Genomic DNA, 24249 nt, shown 5'->3' with positions numbered 1-24249 from the left:
CGGCGAGCTTTCGGGACGGCAGACGACAGCCCATCGCCTGCGGCCCGGCGAGTTCTGGGCGCTGGATGATCTCTCGTTCGAGGTGAAGCGCGGCGAAGCGCTGGCCGTGATCGGCCGCAATGGCGCGGGCAAGAGCACCTTGCTGCGCGTGATCTACGGCCTGTTGAAGCCGGATATCGGGCAGGTGCGCATCGCCGGCCGGTCGGAGGCGATCATCGAGCTGGGCACGGGCTTCAACCCCTTGCTCACCGGCCGCGAAAATGTCGAGGTCGGTGCCGCGTTGCATGGCCTGGATCCGGACGCGACCGCGCGCCTGCTCGAGGTGGTGATCGATTTCGCTGAGCTCGCCGAATTCATCGATGCGCCGCTGATGTCCTACAGTTCGGGCATGAAGGCGCGCCTCGCTTATTCGCTCGCGGCGCATCTCGGGCCGGATCTGTTGCTGGTGGACGAAGCGCTGGCGGTCGGCGACCTTGCCTTCCAGCACAAATGCATCCGCCATATGCGGCAGTTCGTTTCGGGCGGCGGGTCGCTGCTGCTGGTGTCGCACAATATGCGGCAGGTTCAGACGGTGTGCGACCGCGCGATCCTGATCGAGCGAGGCCATGTCGTCCATGAAGGCGATGTGGCGCACGTGATCAGCAGGATGCTGGAGCAACGGCCGCTCGCCGATTCGAACCAGCTTGGCGACTTCGCCGCTGACGGGCCGGTGCGCATGGGTGGGGTCAGTGTCCGATCGGGCGATGGCGGCGATATCCGCACGGGCCAGCCGCTCGAGGTAACGGTCCATTACGAGGCGGACATCCCGAGCGAGGTGATCTATGCGCTCAGCATCTGGACCGAGGATCGCTGGACCTGCATCGGCGGGGCGGCCGATCCGGTGGCCCGCCGCCTCGACGCGGGCCGCGGCGCGCTGCGCTGTACCCTGCCGAACCTGGCGCTCCTCGCCGGGCGCTACGTCGTCCGCGCCAGCCTTCTGGACGCTGACACCATGTATCCGCTGGCGATCGAGAATGCGTCCAACCGGGAATGCCATATCGATGTGCGGACTGATCCGGATCCGATTCTGACCATACAGACCTGGGTGAACCAGCTGGTGCGGCTGGACGCCGAATGGGAGGGGCCCCATGGCGTGCAACGCTAAGCGGGCGATCGGCCCGAAGGAGTTTTTCGAATGCAGCCTGATTTCAATGAAGCGTTGCTCGCCAAGCTCGTCTGTCCGGCGACGCGCACCCCGCTTCGCTACGATGCGGCCGCGGGCGAATTGATCTCGGACGAGGCTGGCCTCGCCTATCCGATCCGCGACGGCATCCCCGTCCTGCTGATCGAGGCGGCGCGCAAGATCTAGGGTTTGGTCGCGAAGGCGAGCGCGTAAAAGGCGAGCGACGCCTCGATCTCGTCGACCCGGGATTCGTGGCCTGGAAAGACCCCGCGCATCGCCGCGCAATACGGCCTCCAGCAGGAGCCGGCGGTATCGCGCACCGAGCCGAGCGCGAAGCCCGCAGCGGTGATCAGCGCCCCGTATTGCTCGAGCGAGTCGACATGGTTGGCGGCCGGGATCAGCCAGCTGCCGGTCGGGCCGGTATCGTGGAACAGCATGTCGGCCACCGCGAGTGTGCCGCCCGGACGCAGCACGCGGTACGCTTCCGCGAAGAAGTCGGCGCGGGTGTCGAAGCATTGCGCGGATTCGGCCGCGATCACCGCATCCACCGATCCGGAAGCAATCGGGAGATGGACGGCATCCATCACGGCCACCGTCACCCCGCGCTGTTTCGCCTGGGCGAGCTGCCAGTGCGATATATTGGCGCCGAGCACGAGCGCGTCGGGAAAGCGATCCGTCAGCCGGCGCGTCCCGCCGCCGACGCCGCAGCCGATGTCGAGGATGAAGGATGCGTCGTCGGGGACCGTGGAGGCAAGCTCGTCGACGAGGCGATTACAGGCAGCCACCAGGTCGGATGTGCCGGCTTCCCAATAGCCGATGTTGAAATAGCCGCTCTCGCGATACAGCGCGCGCATGCGCGGCGCCTTGAGGAGAGCGTCATAGCGTGTGCCGAAAGTTTCCGCGTCCATGATGGGGCGCTAGCCGCTCAGGCGTTGGCGGTCCAGCCGTCGACAGGCAAAGGGCGAGTGGCTAAGCAGCCGATGATGGCGACGGCGCGCAGAGGTGCGGCCCCGCGCGGGGGAATGACGATCGTGGCAAGCGTCCGGAACGGGTCGGACCCTGTGATGTCGAAGGCGCAAGCGGCGCTGGACAAGGCCCTGGCCTTTCTCGACGGCGCGCAACTGCCAAGCGGCGAATTCCGCGTGGTGACCTCGCTCCGCCGGGACATGGCGGGCGATTGCGAGCCCGACCCGTCGATCTTCCCGACCGCCCTGGTCGCCCATTGCCTGTCCTTCACGCCCGAAGCCGAAGCGATGCGGCAGCGCGCGCTGGCGTTCCTGCTCACCCAGCGCGATCGCCACGGCCTGTGGCGGCACTGGACGAAGGACCATCCTTTCTTCCGCCAGCTGCCGCCCGACATGGACGACACCTGCTGCGTGTCGGCGGCGCTCGCCGCGGGCGGATCGGCGGAGATCGCGGATCCGGCGCTGCTGCTGGCGAACCGCGATGCAGAGGGCATGTTCCTGACCTGGATCATGCCGCGCGCCCGCTGGACCGGGCTCACGCATATGCGGGTGACGCTGCCCCAGCTTCGCCACCTGGTGACGCTTTGGTTCTTCTTCAAGAAAACCTCGGCGGCACCGGGCGATGTCGATGCGGGCGTGAACGCCAATTGCCTGCATTATCTCGGCGATTTCCCGGGCCAGGAGCGCGTGGTCGCGCGGCTGGTCGAGATCCTCCGCCAGGGCGGCGAGGCCGATGCCGACAAATGGTATGAGAACCGGTTCGTGCTCTGGTATTTCTTCGCCCGCGCACTCGGAGGCCGCTCGGCGGAAGCGCGAGAGTTGTTGCTCGCCAGGCTTGATGCTGCGGCGCCCGGGAGCGCACTCGAACTGGCGCTGTCCATCGCAGCGCGGCTTTATTGCGGGGCAACACCACCGGGGAGCCTGATCGAGACGTTGCTTGCCGCTCAGTCGGCGGACGGAAGCTGGCCGCGCGCGCCGGTCTATTTCGGGGGGCGGGAACGGCGCCGTGACGGCAGCCTCGCGCCCGCACACCCGGACACGCCGCATTGGGGATCGGAAGAGATGACCACCGGTTTCTGCATCGAGGCGCTCAAGCGGTCGCTGCCGGCGGCGGCGGCATGACCCGTCACCTGATCCATATCGGCTATCCCAAGACCGGCTCGACCTTCCTCCAGCACTGGTTCGCCGCGCATCCCCAGATCGCCTATGTCCATGGCGGCATCGCCGGGTTCCGCAACCTCTATGCGATGGTCGCCGAAGCGGCGGCCGGGGAGACCGACTATCTGTGGCGGGTGACCAGCCACGAGGCGCTCGCCTCGCCCTTTCCCGACGCCGGGAAGCGCAACATCGACCTCACCTGGCCGGGTGAAGGAACCCCGGCCGAACGCCAGGCACGGGCCTGCGCGTTGCTGGCCGATCTGTTTCCCGACGCGCATGTGCTGATCGTCACGCGCGGATTCCGCTCGATGATCCTGTCTTCCTATTCGCAATATGTCCGGGTGGGCGGCACCGACGACCTGGAGACGCAAATCTGGCAGGGCGGGGAGAATCCCTGGCGCTATGACGAGGCGATCGCGATGTACCGCGCCCGGTTCGGCGACCGGGTGATCGTGCTGCCCTATGAGTTGCTGGCGCGCGATCCGGTCGCGTTCCGCGGCGAGATGGCGCGCCGGCTCGGCGTCGCACCGTTCGATTTCGAGGACGCCGTGGTCAATCGCGCCCTCTCGCCCATCGAGCTGCGCTGGTATCCGCGGATGGCGCGGCTGGCCCGGCGCCTGCCGTTTCGTCGACGGATGGCGCGCCTGTATCTCGGTCTCGTCTTCGACAACCGGCTGGCCCCGCTGATCGCGCTGCTCGATCGTCTGTCGCCGGCCAAACCGGTCGACGGAACGATCGTTACCGACGCTGTGCTCGAAGCAGCGCGTGGCCTTTCCGACGGGCTGGCGGCCGACCCGATCTTTACGCCTTTCGCTCGCGACTATCTGTTCGAGCATCGACTGAAGCCGGATCCTAACGACTGAAGCGCACCTGGCCTGGATGCGCTGGGTTCGTCGACTGACTCAATGGCGCCGCACGCCAAGGCGGCCAAGCAGTCGTGCGGCCAGTCCCTCGCGCCGTTCCTCGCGGGGAAGCGCGGGCTGTTCGAGCGAGCGGGTGATGACGTCGGCATAGCCGCGGAGGATCTCGGCGCTTACCTCTCCCTGTATGCCGCGTTGTTCGGGCGGCAGGTGCATGCCTGGTGGCCCGCCCTTCGCAAAGGCAAAGTGATCGAACAACGCCCGCCAGGCGTCCCGCTGCGGCTCGGGGAGGTGCTTGATCGCCAGCATTGCGTGAAACAGCGCCGGTATTGCCGGTAGATGATGGGCGGCCGGCGCGCGCCACCAATAATTGATCATCATGTTCACGCGCTCGATGGAGCGGACGTGATGAAACCACAGGGCCGGAAGGTAAAGGGCGTCACCAGGGCCGAGATCCGCGATGAGCGCCGTCACCATCGCGTCGGCGAAGCGCGGATACCGCGCAAGGTCCGGCTGGTCGAAGTCAACGACGCTGACGGCGGAATTGGCAGTCGTCCGATACGGGCTCAGATACAGGTTGGCGACCTGATCGGGCGGAAACAGGGTGAACCGTCGCCGTCCAGCAACGACACAGGCAATATTGTCCATCGAGTCGTGATGCGCAGGGACTATCGCCGCGTTGCCAAGCCACAGTCGGGCCGCCACCGACTCCGATACTAGCGGCATAGGATTGGCTGCGGTGAAGCCCGGCATCGATTGTTCCGCCATCCCGCCCTGGGCTGCGAGATAGTCACCATCGTCCTGCGCCGCCGCCAACAATAGCCTGTCCAGCACCGCGCTGACGGTCATCTCCGCGGTGCTGAAATCGAAGGTCTTCAGGTCATGGTCGTAGATGAACCGGCCAGGCCCGGTTCGCGGCTTCACCTTCAAAGTGATCGGACTGCCGCGGTCAAGGCGTTTGAGATATGTCGCCAGCGGGCCGATGCCCTCTCTCGCCACAGTCGTAACCGGCCAGTCAGCGACCAGGCCCCGCAAGATGACAGGCGTCGCCGCCGCCACGATCTCCTCGTGAAAACGCGCGGCGTCGAGATCGGCGATATCGCGTGACGGGACCTCCTGAGTGATGCCGTTGCTCCCTGTGCCGGACATGGGCGTTGCCTGACCTGGTTGGACTATGCCGTCATTCGGCCGCCTTGGCGAATGCCGCGACAGGCTGCGCGGCTTCCGCCGGCACGGTGCCGCCACCGACCAGGCGCAGGACGATATCGGCAAAGGCGCTGGCCGGGCAGGGCGGTACCTGGGTGCGGATGCTCGCTGCGGCGGCAGCGCCGATCGCTGGCCAGTCGGCCCGTGCGGCCCAGGCGCGCTCCATTGCTTCGTCGATCGCTGCCTCGGTCGGCGCGGCGGCGATGAAGCCGGTCTCGCCGTCGGTGCAGACCTCGGCGCTGCCCGCGACATCGGTCGTGATCGTCACGCGCCCTGCCATCATCGTCTCGACCACCACCAGCGGCAGGCCCTCAGCGCGGGTCGGCAGGATCAGCGCGTGATGCTGGGCCCAGATGCCGCCCGGCACGTTGCGGACGAAGCCGGGGAAGGTAACATTGTCCAGCCCGTGAAACGCGGCCATCTCCTTCAACCCCTCGGCGCGGTCGCCCGCGCCGAAGAAGGAGACGTGAACGTCGCGTTCGCGCCATTTGGGCAGCGCCATCACGCGGAGCAGCATGTCCTGCCCCTTCTCCATCGGGAAGAAGCGGCCGACACAGGCAAGCTTCAGCCCATCGCCGACCTTGGGCCAGGGGAGGGGGGCGTCCCAGGCGGTGAGGAACGGATTGCGCACCACCTCGGCATTGGGGATCGCCATGCCCATCTGCTCTTCGGTGAGCCGGTGATTGTGGCGCGAGACGAAATAGGCGCCCTGCGCTTCGGCATACATCGCCTTGCACCGCGCGCGCATCCAGTCCGACGGCCAGTACAGCTCGGTCGCCTTCTGGCAGATCAGCGCATAGGGAATGCCCAGCCGCCGCAGCACGCCGGCATAGAGGAAGCCGTCCCAATTGCCGCCCTGCGACAGGATCACCAGGTCGGGGCGGGAGAAACGCAGCGCGACGTCGAGGCGCACCAGTTGCCAGCTCAGCCCGGCGGCGCGGCTGATCAGCGAGAAGACACCGTAGAGTTTCTTGGGCAGCAGCGGGAACTTGGCGAGATCGTGCAGCTTGCACTTCGCATCGTGCAGCCGCTTGATCGCCGGCTCGCCCTTGGGCAGGTTCGGCTTGGCGACCGAGATGCGGTGGCCCCGCTGCGCCAGTTCGGCTGCTGCTGCGCCCCATAGTTCCTCGCTGCCGCCCCAATGCGTTTCATTGCAGCTGACGAAGGCAATATGGCGCGGATCGGCACTCTTCAAATCGCGTCCCCTTGTTGCGGGTGTCGCTACCACGCCGCCCCTTTGCTCCGTCAATGGAAAATCTCACTATTTTCCAAACAAGGCGGTTATGCGGGGGCGATTTATCGGCGATGATCGCCCGAACCAGGGGGATGAATCAGGTGCGGATCGGGGAAATCATCCGGGCGACCGAGTGGTGGGAATATAAGCTGCTTCCGATCCTCGGCGTGTTCTACGCGACCCTGGCCTATCGCCACGCGTCGATTGCCGCCGCCTGGCCGATGGCGCTCGAGTTGCTGATCGCGATCGCCCCGGGCGCTGTCTATGTCAGCGTGATCAACGATCTCACGGACCGCGACGAGGACAGGCGGGCGGGCAAACCGAACCGGACCGAGGGGCGGTCGGCCGTGGTGATCGGCCTGCTGATCGCCGTGCCGGTGCTGATCGGCATCGCCATGGCGTGGCGCTGGCGTGGCGATCCGCTGCTGCTCGCGGCCTATGGCGGGGCCTGGTGCGCCTTCAGCGCCTATTCGCTGCCGCCGCTGCGCTTGAAGACGCGCGGGCTGCTCGGCGTGATGGCCGATGCGAGCGGGGCGCATCTCTTCCCGGCGCTCGTCGCGGCGTTGCTCGCCTTTCGCGCGGGGAACGCCGCGCCGGACCACGTCTGGGTCGGGCTGATTGCGCTATGGGCCGGCGCGTTCGGGGTGCGCGGCATCCTGTGGCACCAGTTGAGCGACGAGGAGGCCGACCGGATCGCCCATGTTCGCACTTTCGTTCAGCGGCATGGCGGGCGGTGGGCGCGGGCGATCGGATCATGCGTGACCTTCCCGCTGGAATATGCGGCGCTGCTTGCCATGCTCTGGCTGCTCGACGATCGCGTCCCGTTCATCGCGCTGGTGCTTTACGCCTTCCTGGTGATCTTCAAGCTCGAGCGGTTCCAGATGCACGCAGCGATCGTCCAGCCGCGCCCACGCCAGCTGATCCTGCTCAACGGCTATTATGAGGTGTTCCTGCCCGTCTCGCTGCTGGTCGCCTCGGCGTTGGGGCATCCGGCCGACTGGATCGTGCTGGCGGTACACTGCATCCTGTTTCCCGGCCGGCTGAGCCAGGTGGTCAGCGACGCCTGGAAGCTGCTGCCGCGCCGCATCCGTCAATAAGTACCCGGGCTTCCCAACCCCGTTTCGTCACGCCGGACGTGTTCGGCCTAACCCCTTCTAGCAAGTTGGCGACATACTCGGAGCGACATGCCCTGCCTCGTTGCGCGCCCGCGAAGGCGGGAGCCCAGACTGGGTTCCTGCCTTCGCGGGGCCGCCCGCAGGTTTTCGATGCCGATCACCTGAGCGGCCATGGCAATGACCTGCTCTATGCCGGCCTGCGCGACGCGCTGCTGGGCGGCGGCGCGAAGCCTCAGCCGGTATTGGCGAGCGGTGCTGCGGTCGCGACCGAAAAGGCGGCGCCGAAAGTGCCGATGAACTCGGCCGCGGGGACTGCCTTGCCGTAATGATAGCCCTGGCCGGCGTCGCACGCCCAGGCACGCAGCATCGCTTCCTGCTCGGGCGTCTCGATGCCCTCGGCGATGACGTCCAGGCCAAGGCTGTGGCCGATCGCGACCACGCCCTTCACGATCGCCTCGCTGTGCGGATCGACGCCGAGATCCTCGACGAAGCTGCGGTCGAGCTTGAGGCGCGACAGCGGGAAATCCTTCAGCGTGCTGAGCGAGGCAAAGCCAGTGCCGAAATCGTCGAACGCGATGCTGACCCCGCGCGCGTGCAGCTCGCGCAGCGGCTGCAGGTCGTCATCGTCATGGCGCAGCGCGATCGTCTCGGTGATTTCGATCTCGAGATCGGTGAACGCCAGCTGGTGCCGTGCGAGCGTCCCCTCGATCACATCGACCAGCGTCCCCGCGCGAAGCTGCGCGGCGAACAGATTCACCCCGATCCGGATCGGCGGGAGCCCGGCGCGGCGCCAGCCGGCGAGCGCGCGGCAGGCCTCGTCGAGCACCCAGCACCCGGCTTCGAACGCCAGGGCATGGGTTTCCAGCACGGGCAGAAACGCCATCGGATACAGCAGGCCGCGCGTCGGGTGGCGCCAGCGCAGCAGCGCCTCGGCACCGATCAGCCTGCCGGTGGCAAGGCTGATCTGCGGCTGGAAATGCAGTTCGAGCTGCCGGTCGGTAAAGGCGTAACGCAGCTCGTCCTGGAAGGCGCGAGTGGCCGCGAGCTGAGTCTCCATGCCGGTGTCGAACAGGCGATAGCGCCGGCCGCCCTCGCTCTTGGCGCGGAACAGGGCGAGATCGGCGCGCACCACCAGCTCATCGGCATCCTGCGCATGGAACGGCGCCAGCGCGACGCCGATGCTGCCCGACAGATGAAGCTGATGCCCGCAGACCGAGAAGGGGCGGCCGATCAGGTCGAGCAGGGCATCGGCGCGCGCGGCGATCTCCAGCGGATCCCGCTCGCTCGGCAGCAGCACGGCGAATTCGTCGCCGACCAGCCGGGCCAGCACGTCGTCCGGCCCGAGCGACGCGGCCAGCCGGAGCGCCAGCGCCTGCAGCAACGTGTCGCCCGTCGCATGGCCGAGCCCGTCATTGACGTCCTTGAAGCCGTCCAGGTCGAACACCATCACCGTAGCGGTGCCGGCGCTGTCGATCTGCGCCTCGATCCGCTCCTTGAAGCTGTTGCGATTGAGCAGGCCGGTCAGATCGTCATGATTGGCGAGGTGGTGCAGCCGCTCCTCGCGCGCCCGGCGTTCCGAAATGTCCTGGAGCTGCGCGCCGAAACCGGGGCCGGGCGGCCCGTTCCACACCGACAGCGACAGCTCGGCGGGGAATTCCGATCCGTCGCGGCGGACGGCGAGGACTTCGACCGGCCGACCGGTCATCTGCGACGCCGCGCCGCCCGCGATCCGCCGCAACCCGTCGCGGTGCGCGGCGCGGAAGCGTTCCGGCACGATCAACTCGACGCACTGACCCTCGACCTCGTGCGCCGCATAGCCGAACATCGTCCGCGCGCCGTGATTCCAGTAGGTGATGCGGCCTTCGCCGTCGGTCGCGATCAGCGCCTGGTGGGCGACATCGGCAAAGGCGACCAGGGTATCCGCCGTGCGGCTGGCGTGGCGCCGTTCGAACAGATCGACGACCATCGCCGCCATCTGCACCAGCAGGGATTGCTGCGCGGCGGAGAAATCATGCTTCGGGACCACGTCGAGCAGGCTGAAGCTGCCCAGCGCGACCCCGTCCCGGGTGATCAACGGCGCGCCGACATAGCAGCGGATGCCGGCGCCGACGACCAGGTCGGTGTCGGCGAAACGCGGATCGAGCGACGCATCGGGGACGATCATCGGATCGGTTCCCCGGATGACCTCCGCGCAGAACGAGCCTTCGCGCTGGAGCGCGGCGATCTCGACGCCGAATCTGGCCCTCAGCCACACCTCGCTCCGGCCGACCAGGGTGATCGCGCAGATCGGTACGCCGAACAATTCCGCGCCCAGGCGCACGATCCGATCGAGATCCGGCTCGCCCGGCGTGCCGTCCAGGCCGTACCGCCTCAGGCATTCGAGGCGCTGTCGTTCGGCGGCGTCGCAGCCGCCGTCTGGATCGTCTTCGTTCGGCAATGGCGCGCCCTCTTCTTGTATGCACCATTGCCGAGCGTCGGTTACCCAAAGCTGAATATCCGGTCCGGTAGAACCACTTGCGGCTGCTTCATTTTGGGCGGATGCCCCGAAAAGGCCGGGCTAACGGCCCGTTTCACAGGCCGGCATTGGCCTCGACCATCTTCGCCATCCGTGACGGCGCTTGCCGCATCCTGTGCGTCAGTCGGCCTTCCATCCAAAAGCCGCCATCATGACCTTGAAGAGCCATGTGTTGGGGAAGAACCCTTTCACGCCCTCCGCCCCGGGGCCCATCGCGGCCGCGACAACCTCTTCTCCTGCGTGCGCTCCCTTCGAATCCGCCGCAATCACCGGCCTGTCGCCCTGTGGCGCCGATAGCTGATCGGCCAGAGGCCGGTCGCGTGTGCCCGACAATAATTTGAGGTCATAGGAATGATCGGCGACGAACAGGATCAGCGTGTCCTTGCCGGCAGTGGCGCTGATCTTGCGGATCATGTCATCCATTTCGACAGCATGCCGGAGCCCGTCCTGGAGCTTGTTGGTGTGCATGTCCCACTCGACCATCAGGAAATAGCCTTTCCTGTTGCGCTTCAGGCTGGAGATGGCCGCCTCCACCGCGGGGATGGGGGCATAGTCCTGATCCCGGATGATCGCCGCCCGGCGGGTTTCCGGTGTCAGCACCGACGGATCGTCGCCGAAGAGATAGCCGGCGCCTGCAAAAGCCTGGGCGGCGGTCTTTCCGGACGTCGCGAATGCCGCTTCGGCCGCTGCGCGGTCCTTGCCGATCAGGATATCGACACCGTTCCCATAGCGCGGGGCCAGCATCTGCCGGAAGATTTCGTCCTTCTCGGAACGCTTCCCGACATGCGCGTAACACGCCGCAGGCGTGGCATCCCAGATCGGCATGTTGGTGATGACCCCCGTGGAGAGTCCGCGTTGCTCGGCATATTCCAGGATCGTCTTGACGGGGTTTACGGTCTTTCCGTCGGCGGAGGGAATGACCGAGTTCATGCCGCTGTTCGTTTTGTAGCCGCTGACGATCGCCGTCATGCCGGCCGCGGAATCGGTGACCCAGTGATTGAGCGCGGATGTGTCCGACAGCCCGATATTTGGCATCGACTGGATGAACAAAGATTGCGGGCGGTCGTGCGCATAGATGCCGGCGGCGCTCAACGTCGGCAGGCCGCCCGCGTCGCCGAGGAACAGGATCACGTTGCGCGCCGGTCGCGCCTCGACCGGCCCGGTTGCGCACAACAGCGCCATCCCCAGCGCAGGGGCCAGGGCTGATCGCCTGCCTTTCGCGACGCCGCCGAAGAGTTGAAGGAAAAATCCAGCTGATCGTGACATGACCTTGCTTCCCTTGGATAGTTGACGTTCGCGGCCCTGGTAGCCGCCGATCATGGGATGAAGGGCGTGCTCAGCACCGTGCCGGCCGCCTCCGAAAGCGAGGTGCTGATCTCGGTCTCGGTACCCAGGCCGAAATAGAAGCGCCCCTGATACACCGCGAAGGATCTCGCGAAGGTGGGCGCCGTGAAACTCAGCACCGCCGTTCCTTTCTTGAGGTCGCGATCGAAGCGCGTGACGGAGATGCGGGATTGGCCCTGCCCCTCGTCACTTGCGGAAAGGCAGTAAAGGCGCCCATCCCTGACGAGGATGTCCCAGGGCCGCTCGCCTGACGGCAAAGGAAGCTGGTGGGCTTTCTGGGGCGACGCCGCCGCGAAAAGCCCGATCGGGAGCCATTGGTGATCGTTGTGCTGCCAGCCGCCGATATAGACGGTCTCCTTGCCGAACCTGGCCCAGCGCTGGACCAGCCCGGTCTGGTCGCCCTTGGCCGAGCTTCCCGGAAAGAGCGTGGACAGGTGGCCGAACGCGAGAGGCTGAAAGCCGTTCCTGGCGGGGTCGAAGCGGAACAGCGTCGCCGTCTGAGGGTGCGCATCGTCCAGGGCATGGCCCAGCGGCGCGGTGGTGCTGGCGTACAGCGAGTCCCCGATCTCGAACAGAGTCCAGAACCGTCCGACCACCCGGGCCGATTGGTCGAGGACGCGCGTGTTTCTGCCGGCCGGGATTTCCGATCCGGCCAGTGCAGGATTGGGAAGCAGCGCGGCCGCTTTCCACGTCGCCGCATCGTCGTCCGATATCCAGGCGGAAATGGGCTGGTTATAGGCGCCGCCGACCGCGATCAGGCGCCCGGCATAGTGCCGGATGTCGTAGACATGGATGCCATGGGGAATGGTGCGCAGCTTGGCCCAGGTGCCGCCGACACGGCGATAGAGGTTGCCGTACGACCAGTCGTCGCGACTGTCGTGCCCCGGCACGAACAGCACCTTGCCCGCCTGATAGTAACGGGCGATCTGTTCCTCGTTGACGGTATATTCCTCGGCGAACTTCTTGCCGTCATAGGAGACGACCGGAACGGGGCCAGCATTGGACGACGGGCCGAAATTCGAGCTGTTCCCCGTGCCGAAATACAGCCGGTTCTCGAAAACCTGCATCGTCCAGATGTTTCGGGCATAAGGAGCATCGGGCCAGCGCTGCTTGAACGGCGTCGCCACAACCTCCGGTTTTACCTGCTGCTGCGCGGTCGCTGCGTGGAGCGGCACGATCGAGGACAGCGCGGCGGCAAGTAGAAAGTCTCTGCGTTTCATGGGGTATCTCCGATCCGTCCAGGACGGATGAGGGGGTGTTCGGCGGAGCATGATCGAGGGCGGGCGCCATTCATTCGATGGCGCGGGAATGGTGCCCGCCCTCGCCTGCCGCCTAGAGCTTGAAACGAATGCCTGCCCGGAAGGCGCGGCCCGTATCCGAATAGGTGCGGTTATAGCCGAACTGCGCCGAGCTGAATCCCGGCCCGTCGGCCGACGCGATCGGTGCGCGATTGGCGATATTGGTGACGACGACGAACCCGTCGACATTCTTGGTGATACCGTACCCAACGGACGCGTCGATATAGAAGGCGCCGTCGGTGTGGTTGTTGTTGATGGTATTGTTCCCGCCCGGGCAGTTCGTGCTGCATTCGACATAGGTGACGTCGCGAACGCCGGCGCTCAGCCCGCGGCCGGTCAGAGACACGTCGAGCGGCCCATTTTTGTAGGCTACATCAAGCAGATATCTGAATTTTGGAGCGCCACCCTCCCCGAGACTGGAATTGAAGATGCCGGTTATGCCGCTTTCGCTTCCGTTCTTCAGATTGAGCGTGCCGAGCGCTCTGAGCATGACTTGTCCCGATCCGAGAGACGAGGAGAGGTCGGACAGATGAAGGCGGTAGCTCGCCTCGAAATCGATGCCCCTCGCCCAGAAAAGATCCAGGTTAACGGGCCGGACATAGACATATTTGATCCTGCCATCGTCGCCTCGAACGATATTGTCGCAAAGATCCTGGTCGCCCTTGAAACATTGGTCGACCGTCGAGCTGCCGGATGCCGTCGTGATGGCATCGCGAATTCTCACGTCCCAATAGTCCGCGGACAGGGACAGGCCGGGGATGAAACGAGGCGTGAGAACGGCGCCAAAGGTGATCGTATCGGCCTTTTCCGGTCGGATCGTCGGGTTTCCCGTCGTGATCTGTTGCACCGTATAGGTCTGACCGCCGAGGAATGGGTCGGACGCGACCGCCGAACCGGTGGAACCCGCGGCGAAAAGCTCGGACAGGTTCCCCGCACGAATATCCCGCGACCGCGTGAGCCGAAGCTTCAGATCGTCGATCGGCTCGAACGTCACGCCGGTCTTCCAGGTGGTGACGAACCCGGACGAGCTATAATCCGTACCGCGGATGGCACCATTGAAGTCGAGCGACTTGAAGATCCCGCCCTCGATGAGCGGAACGACGACTTCCATGAACCCTTCGGTCACGTTCACCGATCCTGCGATCGGTTTGTAGTTCGCGTTGCCGAAGCCATCCACCAGCCCGATCGGGTTCGCGGTGCCGAAGGCCTTGTCGCGGCGGTATTCGACGCCGGTGGCGATCGATACCGGGCCGGCCCAGGTCGAGAAGGGCTCGCCGCGCAAGGTACCCGCGACGCCATCCTGATGGATTGTCTGGCGCACCCAGTCGGTTCCCATGAAATAGGCGGCGGCCGCACTGCTGTTCACGCCGGTGCCCATCGCATTATAGGGCACACATCCGTTATTGGGGTTCGTCAGCGTCGAGTTGCAGACGATCGTGCCGTTGGGCCCGCGGACGGCGTCCAGCGCCTTCGCCAGCTTTGCGCTTTCCGGCACCAGGACGTCCTGGCCGATCTTGCTGATGCTGCGATACCCCGAAACCTCCCAGGTGAATCCTTTCCCGAACAGGTCGAACGATCCATTGGCACCGACAAGATATTGATAAAGCGAATGATCGCTTTCGTACGTCCGCTTGCCGAGATCGGCGTTCGAGGACCCGATGGTAAGCGTCTTGAGCCCAAGTAGATTCATGCGGTCGACGATGCTGGCGGGCAGGAAGGCATTGCCGATGCCGATGGTGCTGCCCGTGATGGTTGGCGGCGCAGCCGAGGTGACATGCGAGCGCGTGAAGATGAACTGGCTGAACAGCTGAATATTGTCAGTCAGATCGAAACTGGCGCGAGCGAAGGCGCTCTGGCGGGAATTGGCATTGAGAAAGGATTGGGTATTGGCCGACCAGTCGGTGTACTTCCAGTCTCCGCCGACAAAGGTATCCGACGTCAGCAGCGATCCGTAATTGAGCTGCCCCGGCGTGCCGTTCTGGCCAAAATATACGCCGCGAAGCGGACCGGATGTCACGACGCCGCCCGGCGTTATCGAGGCATAGCCGACATGGTCCAGCGAGAGATATTTGGGCTGGCCATTGGTCGCCGTCCAGTTCGGATTGGCGAACGTCCGGTACCCCGTATACCAGGAGCGGGGCAGGCCATCGATGCCATCGATGTAGGAATGTTCGACGCTGAGAAGAACATGCCCGCGACCATCCGCGAACCTGGCGCCCGCGCCAAGCGACAGGGTGTAATTCGCCCGGTCGCCATAGGTCGTGGCGCCCCCCTGGATCTTGCCTTTGACGCCGGTGAATTCCTTGTCGAGCACGAAGTTCACAACACCTGCGTCGGCGTCCGATCCCCATGCGGCCGAGGCACCGCCGGTGACGATGTCGACGCGCTTGATGAACGCATTGGGAATGACGTTGATGTCGACGATCGAACCGTTGACGGTCGCGGCGGGCAGGCGCCGGCCATCGAGCAGGACCAGGGTGCGGCTGGACCCGAGGTTCCGGAGGTTCAGCGAATTGACGCCGGTATAGCCTGAACTGGTGGTTCCGGTGTTCTGCGCCGGGGAATTGCCCGCGGCGACAGCTGGCAGCAAGGTGAGGACGTCGGCGATGTTCTCGGGCGCTTTCCGGACGATCTCCTCCTCGCTCAGCACCGTCGTGGGCGTGGGAGCGTCATAGCCGTTGCGCACGATGCGCGTTCCGGTGACCTGAATGTCGGACACCGTTTCTTCCGTCTCCGCATGCTGCTCGGATACGCCGCCGAGGATGGCGACACCCCCGTCGAGGGACCGGACGGCCAGGCCCGTTTCGGCAAGAAGCCGGTCAAGCGCGTCGCGCGTATCGAGTTTCCCCTGAACGGCGTTGGTCGTGCGCCCGTCGGTGTCGCGACCCGCGACGATGACCCGGATCCCGGCCTGCCGGGCAAACTCGCGGACACCGCTCGATGCGGGCTGTGCGGGGATACTGAAACTGCGGGTTTGCGCCTCTGCGGGAAATGATATCGCCAGGGCGACTGCTGTCGCCGAAGACGCCAGCCGAAAGAAGGAAGAATTCATTGGGATTGTCCCTCAGGTTGATGTTCTCAAACCTATTGACGGGGAAAATCCTGATTTCGGTCATCTTGGATAAATTAATCTTTTTGTGCGTTTTTATTTCTTTTTTATTTCAATTCGTCCTTTCTCATGCGCGACCTTTCCGCCTGACAGGGCGGCGGCGGCTTGCGCGAACTGCTCGACGTCATTTGCCCTGAACAGGCCGACGATCCTGATGTCGCCGATCGCCGGATCGGTGATGACGATCTTGGTGCTGTTGACTCGATTGAACCGGACTATGGCCGACTTGATCGGCACATTGTCGAGCGAGATTTGCGCCAGTTCGGGCGGCGGCAGCGATGGCGGGGCCATCTCTCTGGAGGCGGGCGGTTCTATCGGCCCCAGGTCCAGCGTCACGGCGTCGCCCGCATGAAGCAGAACCGCCTGATCGCGCTCGTCGCGCGACCAGACCAGCACGCTTCCCTCCGTTACCTTCACGGTTCCGCCGGTCGGGCCGACCCGGGTAACGGAATAGACGGTTCCGGTCGCCTGGGCATAGACATCGCCGGACCGCACCACGAAGGGCCGCGACTTGTCCTTCGCGACCTTGAACAGGGCCTCGCCGCTTAACAAGGTGACCTTGCGGAAATTGGGGGAGAGCGCGACTTCCAGCGTCGCGTCGTGGCGGAGGGTCGCGACCGAACCATCCCTGAGCAGCACCACCTTCTCGGCAGCGGCAATCCCGGCCGGTCTGAACGGCGCCAGGGCAGGCACGCCGACCATCACCAGCGCCGCCACGGACGCGGCCAGCGCAGCGGCGCCCGCGGCGGCTCTTCCGCCCCACCGGGAAAAGCCTCTCCGCAGGGGGTCCGGCGCGACTTCGTCATGGCTGGCCGCGACATCGTTATCGTTGTCGGAAATGGACACTGAACGGCCAGGCGTTGAGGGTACCGGCGCCGAATGCGCGTCGACCACCGCCTGCTCCATCACGTGCAGCGCTGCACGAACCCGCGCAAAGGCCCCGCGATGGCGCGGGTCTGCCGCCAGCCACGCATCCAGTTCGGCGCGGCTTTCAGGCGACATGTCGCTATAGGCGGCCTCCACCGCCCAATGGGCGGCCTGGTCGTCGATGCTGTTAGAGGGATCGGGGAGTGCCAACCGCTTCCGCTTTCTGCTCGATAGTCTCTTGCTCGTCGCCGCTCATGCGCATGTCCTGAGCCACCAGCAGTTTCAGGACTTTTTGCACCCCGCGCACAAGATGATTCCGGATGACATCCTCGCTCACGCCCAGGCGCTGGGCAGCTTCCCTTTGCGACACGCCTTCGATTCGCCGCAGTTCGATTGCCTGGCGGCAGATATCGGGCAGTTCGGAGAGCAGCCCGTTCACTCGTTTGAGTTCCTGATCCGCCACCATCGCCCGATCCGCCAAAGGTTCACTATCCATGACGTTCGACCATTCGTTTTCGGTCATGGACGTGAAATTAATGATGCGGGAACGGCGCATGATGTCCGTTGCCACCATTTGGGCGGTCCGATGAAAATAGGCGGCAGGATTGAGGATATGGTCGACGGAGGTCAGGTTCGCGATGCGGCAATAGGCTTCCTGGATCACGTCATTTGGATCGACGACGTTCCGCCAGCGACGCGAAAGCCAGGTGCGCACAGCGCTTTCGTGCGGGAGGATTTCTCTCCCGATCCACGCCGAAATGATGTCGTGCTCATCACCCATTCGATGCCAGCCGTCGTGATCCGTTGAATTGCTGCCGGCCGAATCGGCAAGAGTGCAGATGGGCCTCCAAAGGCGCTTCCTGTGAAATATTGATGACGCTCAACCCACGCCGGGGTTGAGAGGTCGCTCAAGGGTGCGCGGCTGCCCGCAACCTCCCGCATTCCGGTGACAGTCCACTTGACTGGCACCAGCGAGCGTCGGCCTGGTCGATAAAGTGGATTGTCACCGGGGCTCAGGTCGACCGCTTCCGGAGCGCGCGATCGGCGATCGGAACGGCCTGCTCTGGTGGAAAGAAGCCGCATACCTGCTACGTTGCGTCATGGTTCATACGAATAGTCTGGCTGGCATCGTCGACATCGACGGCCTGAAATATGAGTGGCAGCTCCAGCGGGAGCCGCAATTCACGGCGGACGGCTGGAAGGGCATGACAGTCTCATTGCGACAGATGGATACCCAGCGCGAGGCGCACCTGGAATTCCCCACGCCCAAACGCCTGTTGAAAGGGTTACCCAAGGGTCGTTCCCAAATAAACGACGCGATTGCCGCCCGGGGCGTTCGCGCAGCATTATCGGCGGGGTGGGAGCCGGCATCCCGCGGCAAGCCGATGGTTTTCATGGTAGACGCAAACGGCGACTGATCGTCGACTCCCGGCCGCTACTTCGCGGCGGTGAGGACCCAGTTGTGGACGTTCAGAGCGAGCTGCCCGCTTCCTAGCTTCAGACGTTCGTTCATCCGATCTGATCGCCCGTCTGCGACGCCGAACACCGGCGCCGAACGGCGAGAAATGGGACTTAGCAGCCATTCCCTCGCGACGGGTCGAACGACGGGTCCTGCCAGAAGTAGACAATCAGCGTTTGCCTGACAGATATCTCCGACTGACAGAAAATGGGCCGGTTGTTGACTGACAGCTCTTGGGGAGAGCAGGCGGAGCGTCACCCCTCCTCGTTGCGGACGCGCTTGAACATCAAGTCGACCTTGTCGCGATAGGGGGCGGCGGGCAGCGAACGGAACGCCTTTAGCGGGCCATCCAGCTTGTCCATCAGCAGCTTGAGATTATCGGCATGCCCGATCGACTCGCGGGCAAGCTCAAATGCCGGCCGAGTCTGGCGGTAGAGATCGACGATCTAAAGCGGCCTACCGAAGGATTGTCGTTGGGCATTGGGCAATCGACTTACTCGCTTAAATTCGGGCATCCGCTCCTGGCCGATCCAGCCGGGTGAGGACAGCCGCGAGATCCTGGATCAGCATTGGGCCTGATCCGCGGAGCGCCATGAATAGCCGATTATGGGGTGCTTATCCGTTCCTCAGCGCCGAGCAGAGCGAAACACTAGGACCAGCGGACGAATCTACTTCGATCGGTATGGCCCAAACCGCATCGTGACGTAGCGGTCGCTGTCGGTGTCGTTGAGGACATAGACCTCATATTGCTCGCCGCCGGGAGCAATCCGGATCACGACATGGCCGCCGTAGCTCTTGTAGATGCTGTCCATGACAGGGCCGATCACGATGCGACTCTCCGCACTCATCCCGGTGGAGAAAACATCCCGATCGCCGGCATAAAGGCCTTTCGACGCCATCCTGGTGACCACTTCTTCGCCAGGCTGCGGCGACAGCCAGTTTTCCTGCACGATGACGCGCGGAGCCAGGTTCCGAAGGATATTCTCGTTCGTCGAATCCCTGTTCCCGTGGTGATCGAGCAACATCACGTCGACCGGTCCCACCACCGCAGAAACGGGTGTCTCGATATCGCGCCACCAGGGCTGCGTGTAATTCGGGACACCGGGGATATCGCCGCCCGAATAATAGGTGAAGCGGCCATAGGAAAATCTCAGCACGTTGCTGAACGGGTTCTCGTCGAAATGGCAATCCGAGACCGCACCCTTCGGGATATAGTGTTGTGTCTCGTCGCGTGCGCCTGTCCATATCACGCCGTTCGACGCGATGTTGCGAATGTGGAAGGTCGGAAACGCCGACGCCTGGGCAAGCTTGATCTGGTCCAGCGCGCCCGGCTTGAGACCCGCTACCGTCTGACCATGGCCCATCCGATAAGCCGTGAAGCCGAGATAGTTCGCCAGCGAGAGCTGATCGGAGTCCTGCACGCCATCCGCGCCCTTGCTACACTGCCGTAGATCGACGGGATAATCATAGGCCGGCGCGGCTCGATCGAGGAGCGTGCCGATCGGGATGAGATCGGCGACCTCGGTAATGCCGGCAAGTCGATAGGCGCCGGTCTTCGACACCGGCTTGTCGGCCGTGATCGTACCCAGATGATCGGTGTGGAAATGCGTGATGAGCGCATAATCGAGCTTCACCGCCTGCCCGGTGGGCGCGAACTGTCGAATATAGTCCGCGATCCAATAGGCAGCGGAATGTTCCCCGTTCGGGCGAGGCGGGAACGCTTTCAGCGGGCGTACGCGCTCGACGAACGCGGGATCGGCTTCGCCTGCGTCGATCAGCAATGTCGTTCCGTCCGGGAAGACGAAGTAAGTGGCATTACCTCGCCCTGTGCTGATGTGGTGGATGTCGAAATACCCTTTCGACCATGCCGGAAGCGTGCCTGCCGCCGTACCGACCGGCGTGGATTTGCTGGACTGAGCGACAACCGGCCACGGTGTCAGGCATAGGAGGACTGCCGGCGCCAGCGCAGCGGACACACCGCGTTTCAAACCTGATCGCCGCAGGTACGTTGCAGTCCGAGCGAGCGATTTAGGCAAAACGGCGACCGGCTTCCTCATCTATCATCCTCCCATCATCGTTTTTTGCAAGCCGGGCGGCACGGCTGCGCCGCCGGGGCGATCAGCGGCCGTACGGCGCACGATCACCGCGCAGGCGCTCGCCAGCATCCGATCGCGCAAGCAATTCCAGCGTCACACCGTTGGTCCATCCGAACCCGATCTCGGTGCCGTACTCGCCGCCGCCCCCGGCAGTACCGCGTTCGACATCGTATTTTTCGAGCAACTGACCGGTCTCGCGGTAATAGGCGTCGATCAGGCGCAGCCATCGCTCTGCGATGGTGTCGGCAAGCGAATCCAGGCCATAGCCGCGCAGGCCAGTGATCGCGACCCATTGCAGCGGAGCCCAGCCGTTCGGAGCATCCCATTGCTGGTCGGTGCGTGAACACGTAGTCACCAATCCGCCAGCCCGCAGCAGTTGCCGGAGCGCATCGGCAATCGGGTTCGCCCGCGTGGCGGGTGCGATACCGGTGAAGAGCGCGAACCCCAGGGCTGCGGTCAACATGTCGTTACAGGCGCCAAGGTCTAGATCATAGTCAGCATAGAAGCCGGCCTGGTCGTTCCAGAGGTGCCGATCGAATGCAGCGGCGCGGCTGGCCGCACGCCGTGCGAACGCTCCCGCGGTCGGGGCATCGCCCAGCGCTTCGGCCTCTGCCGCAATGGCGCATTCAAGGCCGTAGATCAGCGCGTTGAGATCCGCCGGCAGCAAGCGCGTCGTGCGGATCGTCGCGAGCGTCGCACGGTCGCCGAGCCAGCGCGCGCTGAAGTCCCAGCCGCTCTCGGCCGCGGCGCGCAAGTCGCGCCAGAGCTCTCCGGCGTCGCGATCGGGTGCCGCACGCGCCAGTTCGACATCTTCGCGCCATGACTCGTCGCGCGGCGTGGCGCGATCGTCCCAATAGCGATTGAGCAGCGCGCCATCGGCGAGCCGCACGACACGGCGATGCGCGCCAGGTTCCCCCAACGTTTCTTCGCCCGCCATCCAGAATTCATGCTCGATCCGCATCCAGTCCAGGCGCTGCCGGCGACCCGCCTCGCTCCGGTCCTGCGACAAGGCCGCCATCAGGTAGAAGACCGGTGGGTGCGAACGGCTGAGATAATAGCTGCGGGTGCCATTGGGGATGTGGCCATAGCGGGTCAGCAGGTCGCCGAAGATAGCGATCATATCCTCGACGAGATCCTGGCGCCCCGATCGGGCGAGGCCGAGCATCGTGAAATAGCTGTCCCAATAATATAGCTCGCGGAATCGCCCGCCCGGCACGACATGGCGACGCGGCAGCGCGAGCAGCGAGCCGCCCTCGTCCGGCCGGTCCGCCTCGCGAGTCAGGCTCGGCCACAAGGCCGTGATATGCTCGGCGAGGGGCAGGCCATCGGGAGGAGGTACGCTCGCATCGGCTTCCGGCAGGATGAAGTTCGCCAGGACGAACGCCTCGAGTGCCGCGTCGTCATGCTGGGTTCGCGCCCAGTCCGCCAGGATTGCCTCGGCCGGGCGACGCGGGACGGCGTCGGCGAAGGTCTTGGAGTCGGGGAACAGCCCCCGCTCCTGCACGGCTGCGAACAAGGCTCCCCAGATATCGGAAGGCGACGGCGTCACGCAGCGACTCCGCTATCCTGTCGGCGGCGGATGATGGGCAGGATCAGCGCGATCAGCCCCAGCGGCACCAGGGTGAAATAGAAGGCGAGCGTGCCCGGCAGATGCTGGAACAACATGCCGGTAATGAACGAACCGATCGTCCCGCCAAGCGCGGAGAAGATCACGATCAGCCCCATCATCGCGGCATGCCGGTGCCGTGGGAGCGCGCTCAGCGCGACCGAACACAACGTCGGGTAGATCGGTGCCAGGAACAGCCCCAGCAGCGGAAAGAGATAGGCAGCGAGTGGCGCGTGGAACCAGTCGATCACGCCATTCGGATGCCCGCCATGGGCGAGCGGCAACGACAGCAGCACGAGCGCCGCGACGCAGGCGAGGCAGCCCAGCAGCGCAGGCAACCAGGCGACACGCCGCAACACCACGCCCGAGGCCAGCCTGCCCACCGCCGAGGCGCCGACGAAGATGCTCGCCAGCTGCACGCTCATTGCCGGCGGCAAGTGCAGCACTTCGTTGTTGAAGGTCGGCAGCCAGGTGCCGACGCTCTGTTCGATGAGCACGTAGAAGAACAGCCCGGCAAGGACCGCCACGCTGGCGGGTAGGACAGCCAGGCGCGCCATTTCACCCCAATGCGCGCTTTCGGCCCCGTCGGGCGCGGCGGCGGCGCTCTCGTCGATCGGCGTTGCGCTCCACACCAGTGCCATCAACGCGAACGCCGCGCTCAGCACCCAATAAATGCGCAGCCAGCCGGTGCCGCTGTCGTCGAGCCCGATGAACCAGCCGAACAGCCATACGCCAGCGAGGATGCCCACCATGAACACGCCCTCGACGATGCCCGTGATGCTGGCATGGTCGCTGGCGTCGCGTGCAAGCAGGCCAATCGTCGCATAGGTCGCGACCTTGGCGATCGCGAAGCTGAACCCGATCACGACGAACAGCACCTGCATCATGACGAAGCTACCCGCGAACGACACCAGGAAGCATGTCAACGCCATCAGCACCATCATGGCGGTCAGCGCGCGGCGAAAGCCGAACAGCGGCACGCGAGTCGCAACCAGGAACGACGCCGCGACTACCGTCAGATCCTTGCACGCCTCCAGCGTGGAGCCCATCGGCTTGGTCGCGTCGAAGTGCCGGATCGATTGCAGGATGACGACACCGACACTGTTCATCATCACGCCGAGCAGCGCGTAGGTGAGAGCGAGCGCGACGATGACGCGGATGCGGTTCATTTCAGGCTTCCCTGCGCGAGATGGTGATCGAAGAAGCCGGCGATCAGGCGGAACGCTTCTATGGATTCGGGCATGTCAGGCCACATGAAGAAAGCGTGCGGCAGGCCATCGAAGAGATAAAGCTCGGAGGGCACGCCGGCGGCCGCAAGACGACGATGCGCCAGGGTCAGCGTGCTCGCGGCGAAGTCGCGGCCGCCGGCCAGCAGCAGGGTCGGCGGCATGGCGCGGGTCTCTGCGTCGGACAGCAGCGGATAGGCGCGCACGTCGCTTGCCAGGACGCCGGCAAGATAGGGGCTGACCGGCGACGTCGTCACCGGCGCGTTGCCGGCAAGTGGCCCTGAAAGAGCAAGGCTGTCGCCCGTATAAGGTGCCCCGGTGCTGCAGAAGGTGCCGATCGCACCCGGGAGGGGCAGCTTCGCGAGATGAAGCGAGGCGGTGGTCTGCGCGACCAGCGCACCACCCGCCGAGCAGCCGTAAAGGCCGATGGCCTTCGGTCGATAGGTCTCGAGAAGCGCGCGATAGACCGACATCATGTCCTCCGACGCGGCCGGATAAAGATGCTCGGGCGCGAGGCGGTAATCCACCGTTACCACGCGCACCCGCATCGTCGCCGCGATCGGGATCGCTTCGACCAACGCGCCGCTGCCCGCGCCCCACAGGAATGCGCCGCCATGCGCGTTGATGAGGACACGGTTGCGATTGGCCGGGCTGACGCCTTCGGCCGGCTCAACCACGTCGACCGCGACCCCGCCGATCGTCTCGTGGCGTATGATCGTCCTGAAGCGCCGCCGCATCTCGGCAAGGCGGTCGTCGTTGAACCGCTGGTAGAAAGCGCGCTGCTTCGGGATTTTTCCGGCAATGTCGGCCGGTGCGGTCGCCGAGTCCATGCGCTTGAGGATGGCCAGCGCCTCCGGGCTCAGCTGGCTCGACGGCGGCATAGTGAAAGCCGGCACCACCTGCGCCTCGACGGTCGATGGTGCCACGGCCGCCGCAACGGCGAGCAACACTCCCAGCCGGGCACTTTTCATCGACAACCTCCCCAGCGTGCGGGAGCGGATGCTCCTCGCGTCTTTCTTCACGCCTAGG

19 protein-coding genes and 1 pseudogene are annotated in these 24249 nt (G+C 64.9%); 7 read left to right on the top strand and 13 right to left on the bottom strand.

Annotated elements, in window-relative coordinates:
• Positions 1–91: 91 nt before the first annotated feature.
• Both WC729_RS06405 and WC729_RS06400 read left to right on the top strand, forming a co-directional pair.
• Positions 92–1144 (top strand): annotated as a pseudogene (locus WC729_RS06405) (polysaccharide ABC transporter ATP-binding protein); the annotation flags it as partial.
• A gap of 30 nt (positions 1145–1174) precedes the next feature.
• Positions 1175–1348 carry a Trm112 family protein gene (locus tag WC729_RS06400; RefSeq protein ID WP_372850685.1) on the top strand — a complete coding sequence of 58 codons (174 nt, stop codon included), beginning with the start codon at positions 1175–1177 and terminating at the stop codon, positions 1346–1348.
• On the opposite strand, the gene WC729_RS06395 is transcribed toward WC729_RS06400, so the two are convergent.
• A complete protein-coding gene (locus WC729_RS06395; RefSeq protein WP_372850683.1) occupies positions 1345–2070 on the bottom strand; it encodes a class I SAM-dependent methyltransferase in 726 nt (241 codons plus the stop codon). The two genes, WC729_RS06400 and WC729_RS06395, sit on opposite strands and share 4 nt — an antisense overlap.
• 156 nt (positions 2071–2226) lie before the next feature.
• On the opposite strand from WC729_RS06395, the gene WC729_RS06390 reads away from it, so the two are divergent.
• The gene (locus WC729_RS06390) at positions 2227–3249 is read left to right on the top strand and encodes a hypothetical protein (RefSeq protein ID WP_372850681.1); all 1023 of its coding nucleotides are present in this window, start codon (positions 2227–2229) and stop codon (positions 3247–3249) included.
• Positions 3246–4148, top strand: coding sequence for a sulfotransferase (locus WC729_RS06385; RefSeq protein ID WP_372850679.1), 903 nt, complete (start codon positions 3246–3248; stop codon positions 4146–4148). The genes WC729_RS06390 and WC729_RS06385 overlap by 4 nt, the downstream gene beginning before the upstream one ends.
• 39 nt (positions 4149–4187) lie before the next feature.
• Here the strand turns inward: WC729_RS06385 and WC729_RS06380 are convergent, their stop codons facing one another.
• Positions 4188–5294 carry a cupin-like domain-containing protein gene (locus WC729_RS06380; protein WP_372850677.1) on the bottom strand — a complete coding sequence of 369 codons (1107 nt, stop codon included), beginning with the start codon at positions 5292–5294 and terminating at the stop codon, positions 4188–4190.
• Positions 5295–5325: 31 nt separating this feature from the next.
• Positions 5326–6546 (bottom strand): glycosyltransferase family 4 protein, encoded by a 1221-nt coding sequence (locus tag WC729_RS06375; RefSeq protein WP_372850675.1) that lies wholly within the window; start codon positions 6544–6546, stop codon positions 5326–5328.
• Positions 6547–6686: 140 nt separating this feature from the next.
• Here WC729_RS06375 and WC729_RS06370 point away from each other — a divergent pair, with 140 nt between their 5' ends.
• Complete coding sequence (locus tag WC729_RS06370) at positions 6687–7682, top strand: UbiA family prenyltransferase (protein ID WP_372850673.1); 996 nt, start codon at positions 6687–6689, stop codon at positions 7680–7682.
• 250 nt (positions 7683–7932) lie between these two features.
• Here the strand turns inward: WC729_RS06370 and WC729_RS06365 are convergent, their stop codons facing one another.
• The 4 genes from WC729_RS06365 to WC729_RS06350 all read right to left on the bottom strand — a co-directional run bounded on the left by WC729_RS06365 (position 7933) and on the right by WC729_RS06350 (position 15576).
• Complete coding sequence (locus WC729_RS06365; RefSeq protein WP_372850671.1) at positions 7933–10137, bottom strand: putative bifunctional diguanylate cyclase/phosphodiesterase; 2205 nt, start codon at positions 10135–10137, stop codon at positions 7933–7935.
• A 198-nt stretch (positions 10138–10335) separates the two neighbouring features.
• Entirely contained in the window at positions 10336–11481 is a 1146-nt protein-coding gene (locus WC729_RS06360) for an alkaline phosphatase (protein WP_372850669.1), read from the bottom strand.
• Positions 11482–11531: 50 nt separating this feature from the next.
• The gene (locus WC729_RS06355) at positions 11532–12779 is read right to left on the bottom strand and encodes a sialidase family protein (protein WP_372850667.1); all 1248 of its coding nucleotides are present in this window, start codon (positions 12777–12779) and stop codon (positions 11532–11534) included.
• A 112-nt stretch (positions 12780–12891) separates the two neighbouring features.
• The gene (locus tag WC729_RS06350) at positions 12892–15576 is read right to left on the bottom strand and encodes a TonB-dependent receptor domain-containing protein (protein ID WP_372850665.1); all 2685 of its coding nucleotides are present in this window, start codon (positions 15574–15576) and stop codon (positions 12892–12894) included.
• Positions 15577–15594: 18 nt separating this feature from the next.
• On the opposite strand from WC729_RS06350, the gene WC729_RS06345 reads away from it, so the two are divergent.
• Entirely contained in the window at positions 15595–15852 is a 258-nt protein-coding gene (locus WC729_RS06345) for a hypothetical protein (protein ID WP_372850663.1), read from the top strand.
• A gap of 150 nt (positions 15853–16002) precedes the next feature.
• On the opposite strand, the gene WC729_RS06340 is transcribed toward WC729_RS06345, so the two are convergent.
• Both WC729_RS06340 and WC729_RS06335 read right to left on the bottom strand, forming a co-directional pair.
• The gene (locus tag WC729_RS06340) at positions 16003–17043 is read right to left on the bottom strand and encodes a FecR domain-containing protein (RefSeq protein ID WP_372850661.1); all 1041 of its coding nucleotides are present in this window, start codon (positions 17041–17043) and stop codon (positions 16003–16005) included.
• The gene (locus WC729_RS06335) at positions 17021–17614 is read right to left on the bottom strand and encodes an RNA polymerase sigma factor (protein WP_372850659.1); all 594 of its coding nucleotides are present in this window, start codon (positions 17612–17614) and stop codon (positions 17021–17023) included. Before WC729_RS06335 ends, WC729_RS06340 begins: the two co-directional genes overlap by 23 nt.
• A gap of 319 nt (positions 17615–17933) precedes the next feature.
• Here WC729_RS06335 and WC729_RS06330 point away from each other — a divergent pair, with 319 nt between their 5' ends.
• Positions 17934–18251, top strand: coding sequence for a hypothetical protein (locus WC729_RS06330; RefSeq protein WP_372850657.1), 318 nt, complete (start codon positions 17934–17936; stop codon positions 18249–18251).
• A 709-nt stretch (positions 18252–18960) separates the two neighbouring features.
• Here the strand turns inward: WC729_RS06330 and WC729_RS06325 are convergent.
• The 4 genes from WC729_RS06325 to WC729_RS06310 form a co-directional block, all read right to left on the bottom strand.
• A complete protein-coding gene (locus WC729_RS06325; RefSeq protein ID WP_372850655.1) occupies positions 18961–20073 on the bottom strand; it encodes a metallohydrolase in 1113 nt (370 codons plus the stop codon).
• A 337-nt stretch (positions 20074–20410) separates the two neighbouring features.
• Complete coding sequence (gene treA / locus WC729_RS06320; RefSeq protein ID WP_372850653.1) at positions 20411–21937, bottom strand: alpha,alpha-trehalase TreA; 1527 nt, start codon at positions 21935–21937, stop codon at positions 20411–20413.
• The gene (locus WC729_RS06315; RefSeq protein ID WP_372850651.1) at positions 21934–23163 is read right to left on the bottom strand and encodes a sugar MFS transporter; all 1230 of its coding nucleotides are present in this window, start codon (positions 23161–23163) and stop codon (positions 21934–21936) included. Before WC729_RS06315 ends, treA begins: the two co-directional genes overlap by 4 nt.
• Positions 23160–24191, bottom strand: coding sequence for an alpha/beta hydrolase (locus WC729_RS06310; RefSeq protein WP_372850649.1), 1032 nt, complete (start codon positions 24189–24191; stop codon positions 23160–23162). Before WC729_RS06310 ends, WC729_RS06315 begins: the two co-directional genes overlap by 4 nt.
• Positions 24192–24249 lie beyond the last annotated feature (58 nt).

The sequence above is a fragment of the Sphingomonas sp. genome (assembly GCF_041661825.1).
Lineage (GTDB): Bacteria > Pseudomonadota > Alphaproteobacteria > Sphingomonadales > Sphingomonadaceae > Sphingomonas.
The sequence above is the reverse complement of the archived record's forward strand: the minus strand, read 5'-3'. Positions and strand labels throughout refer to the sequence as shown.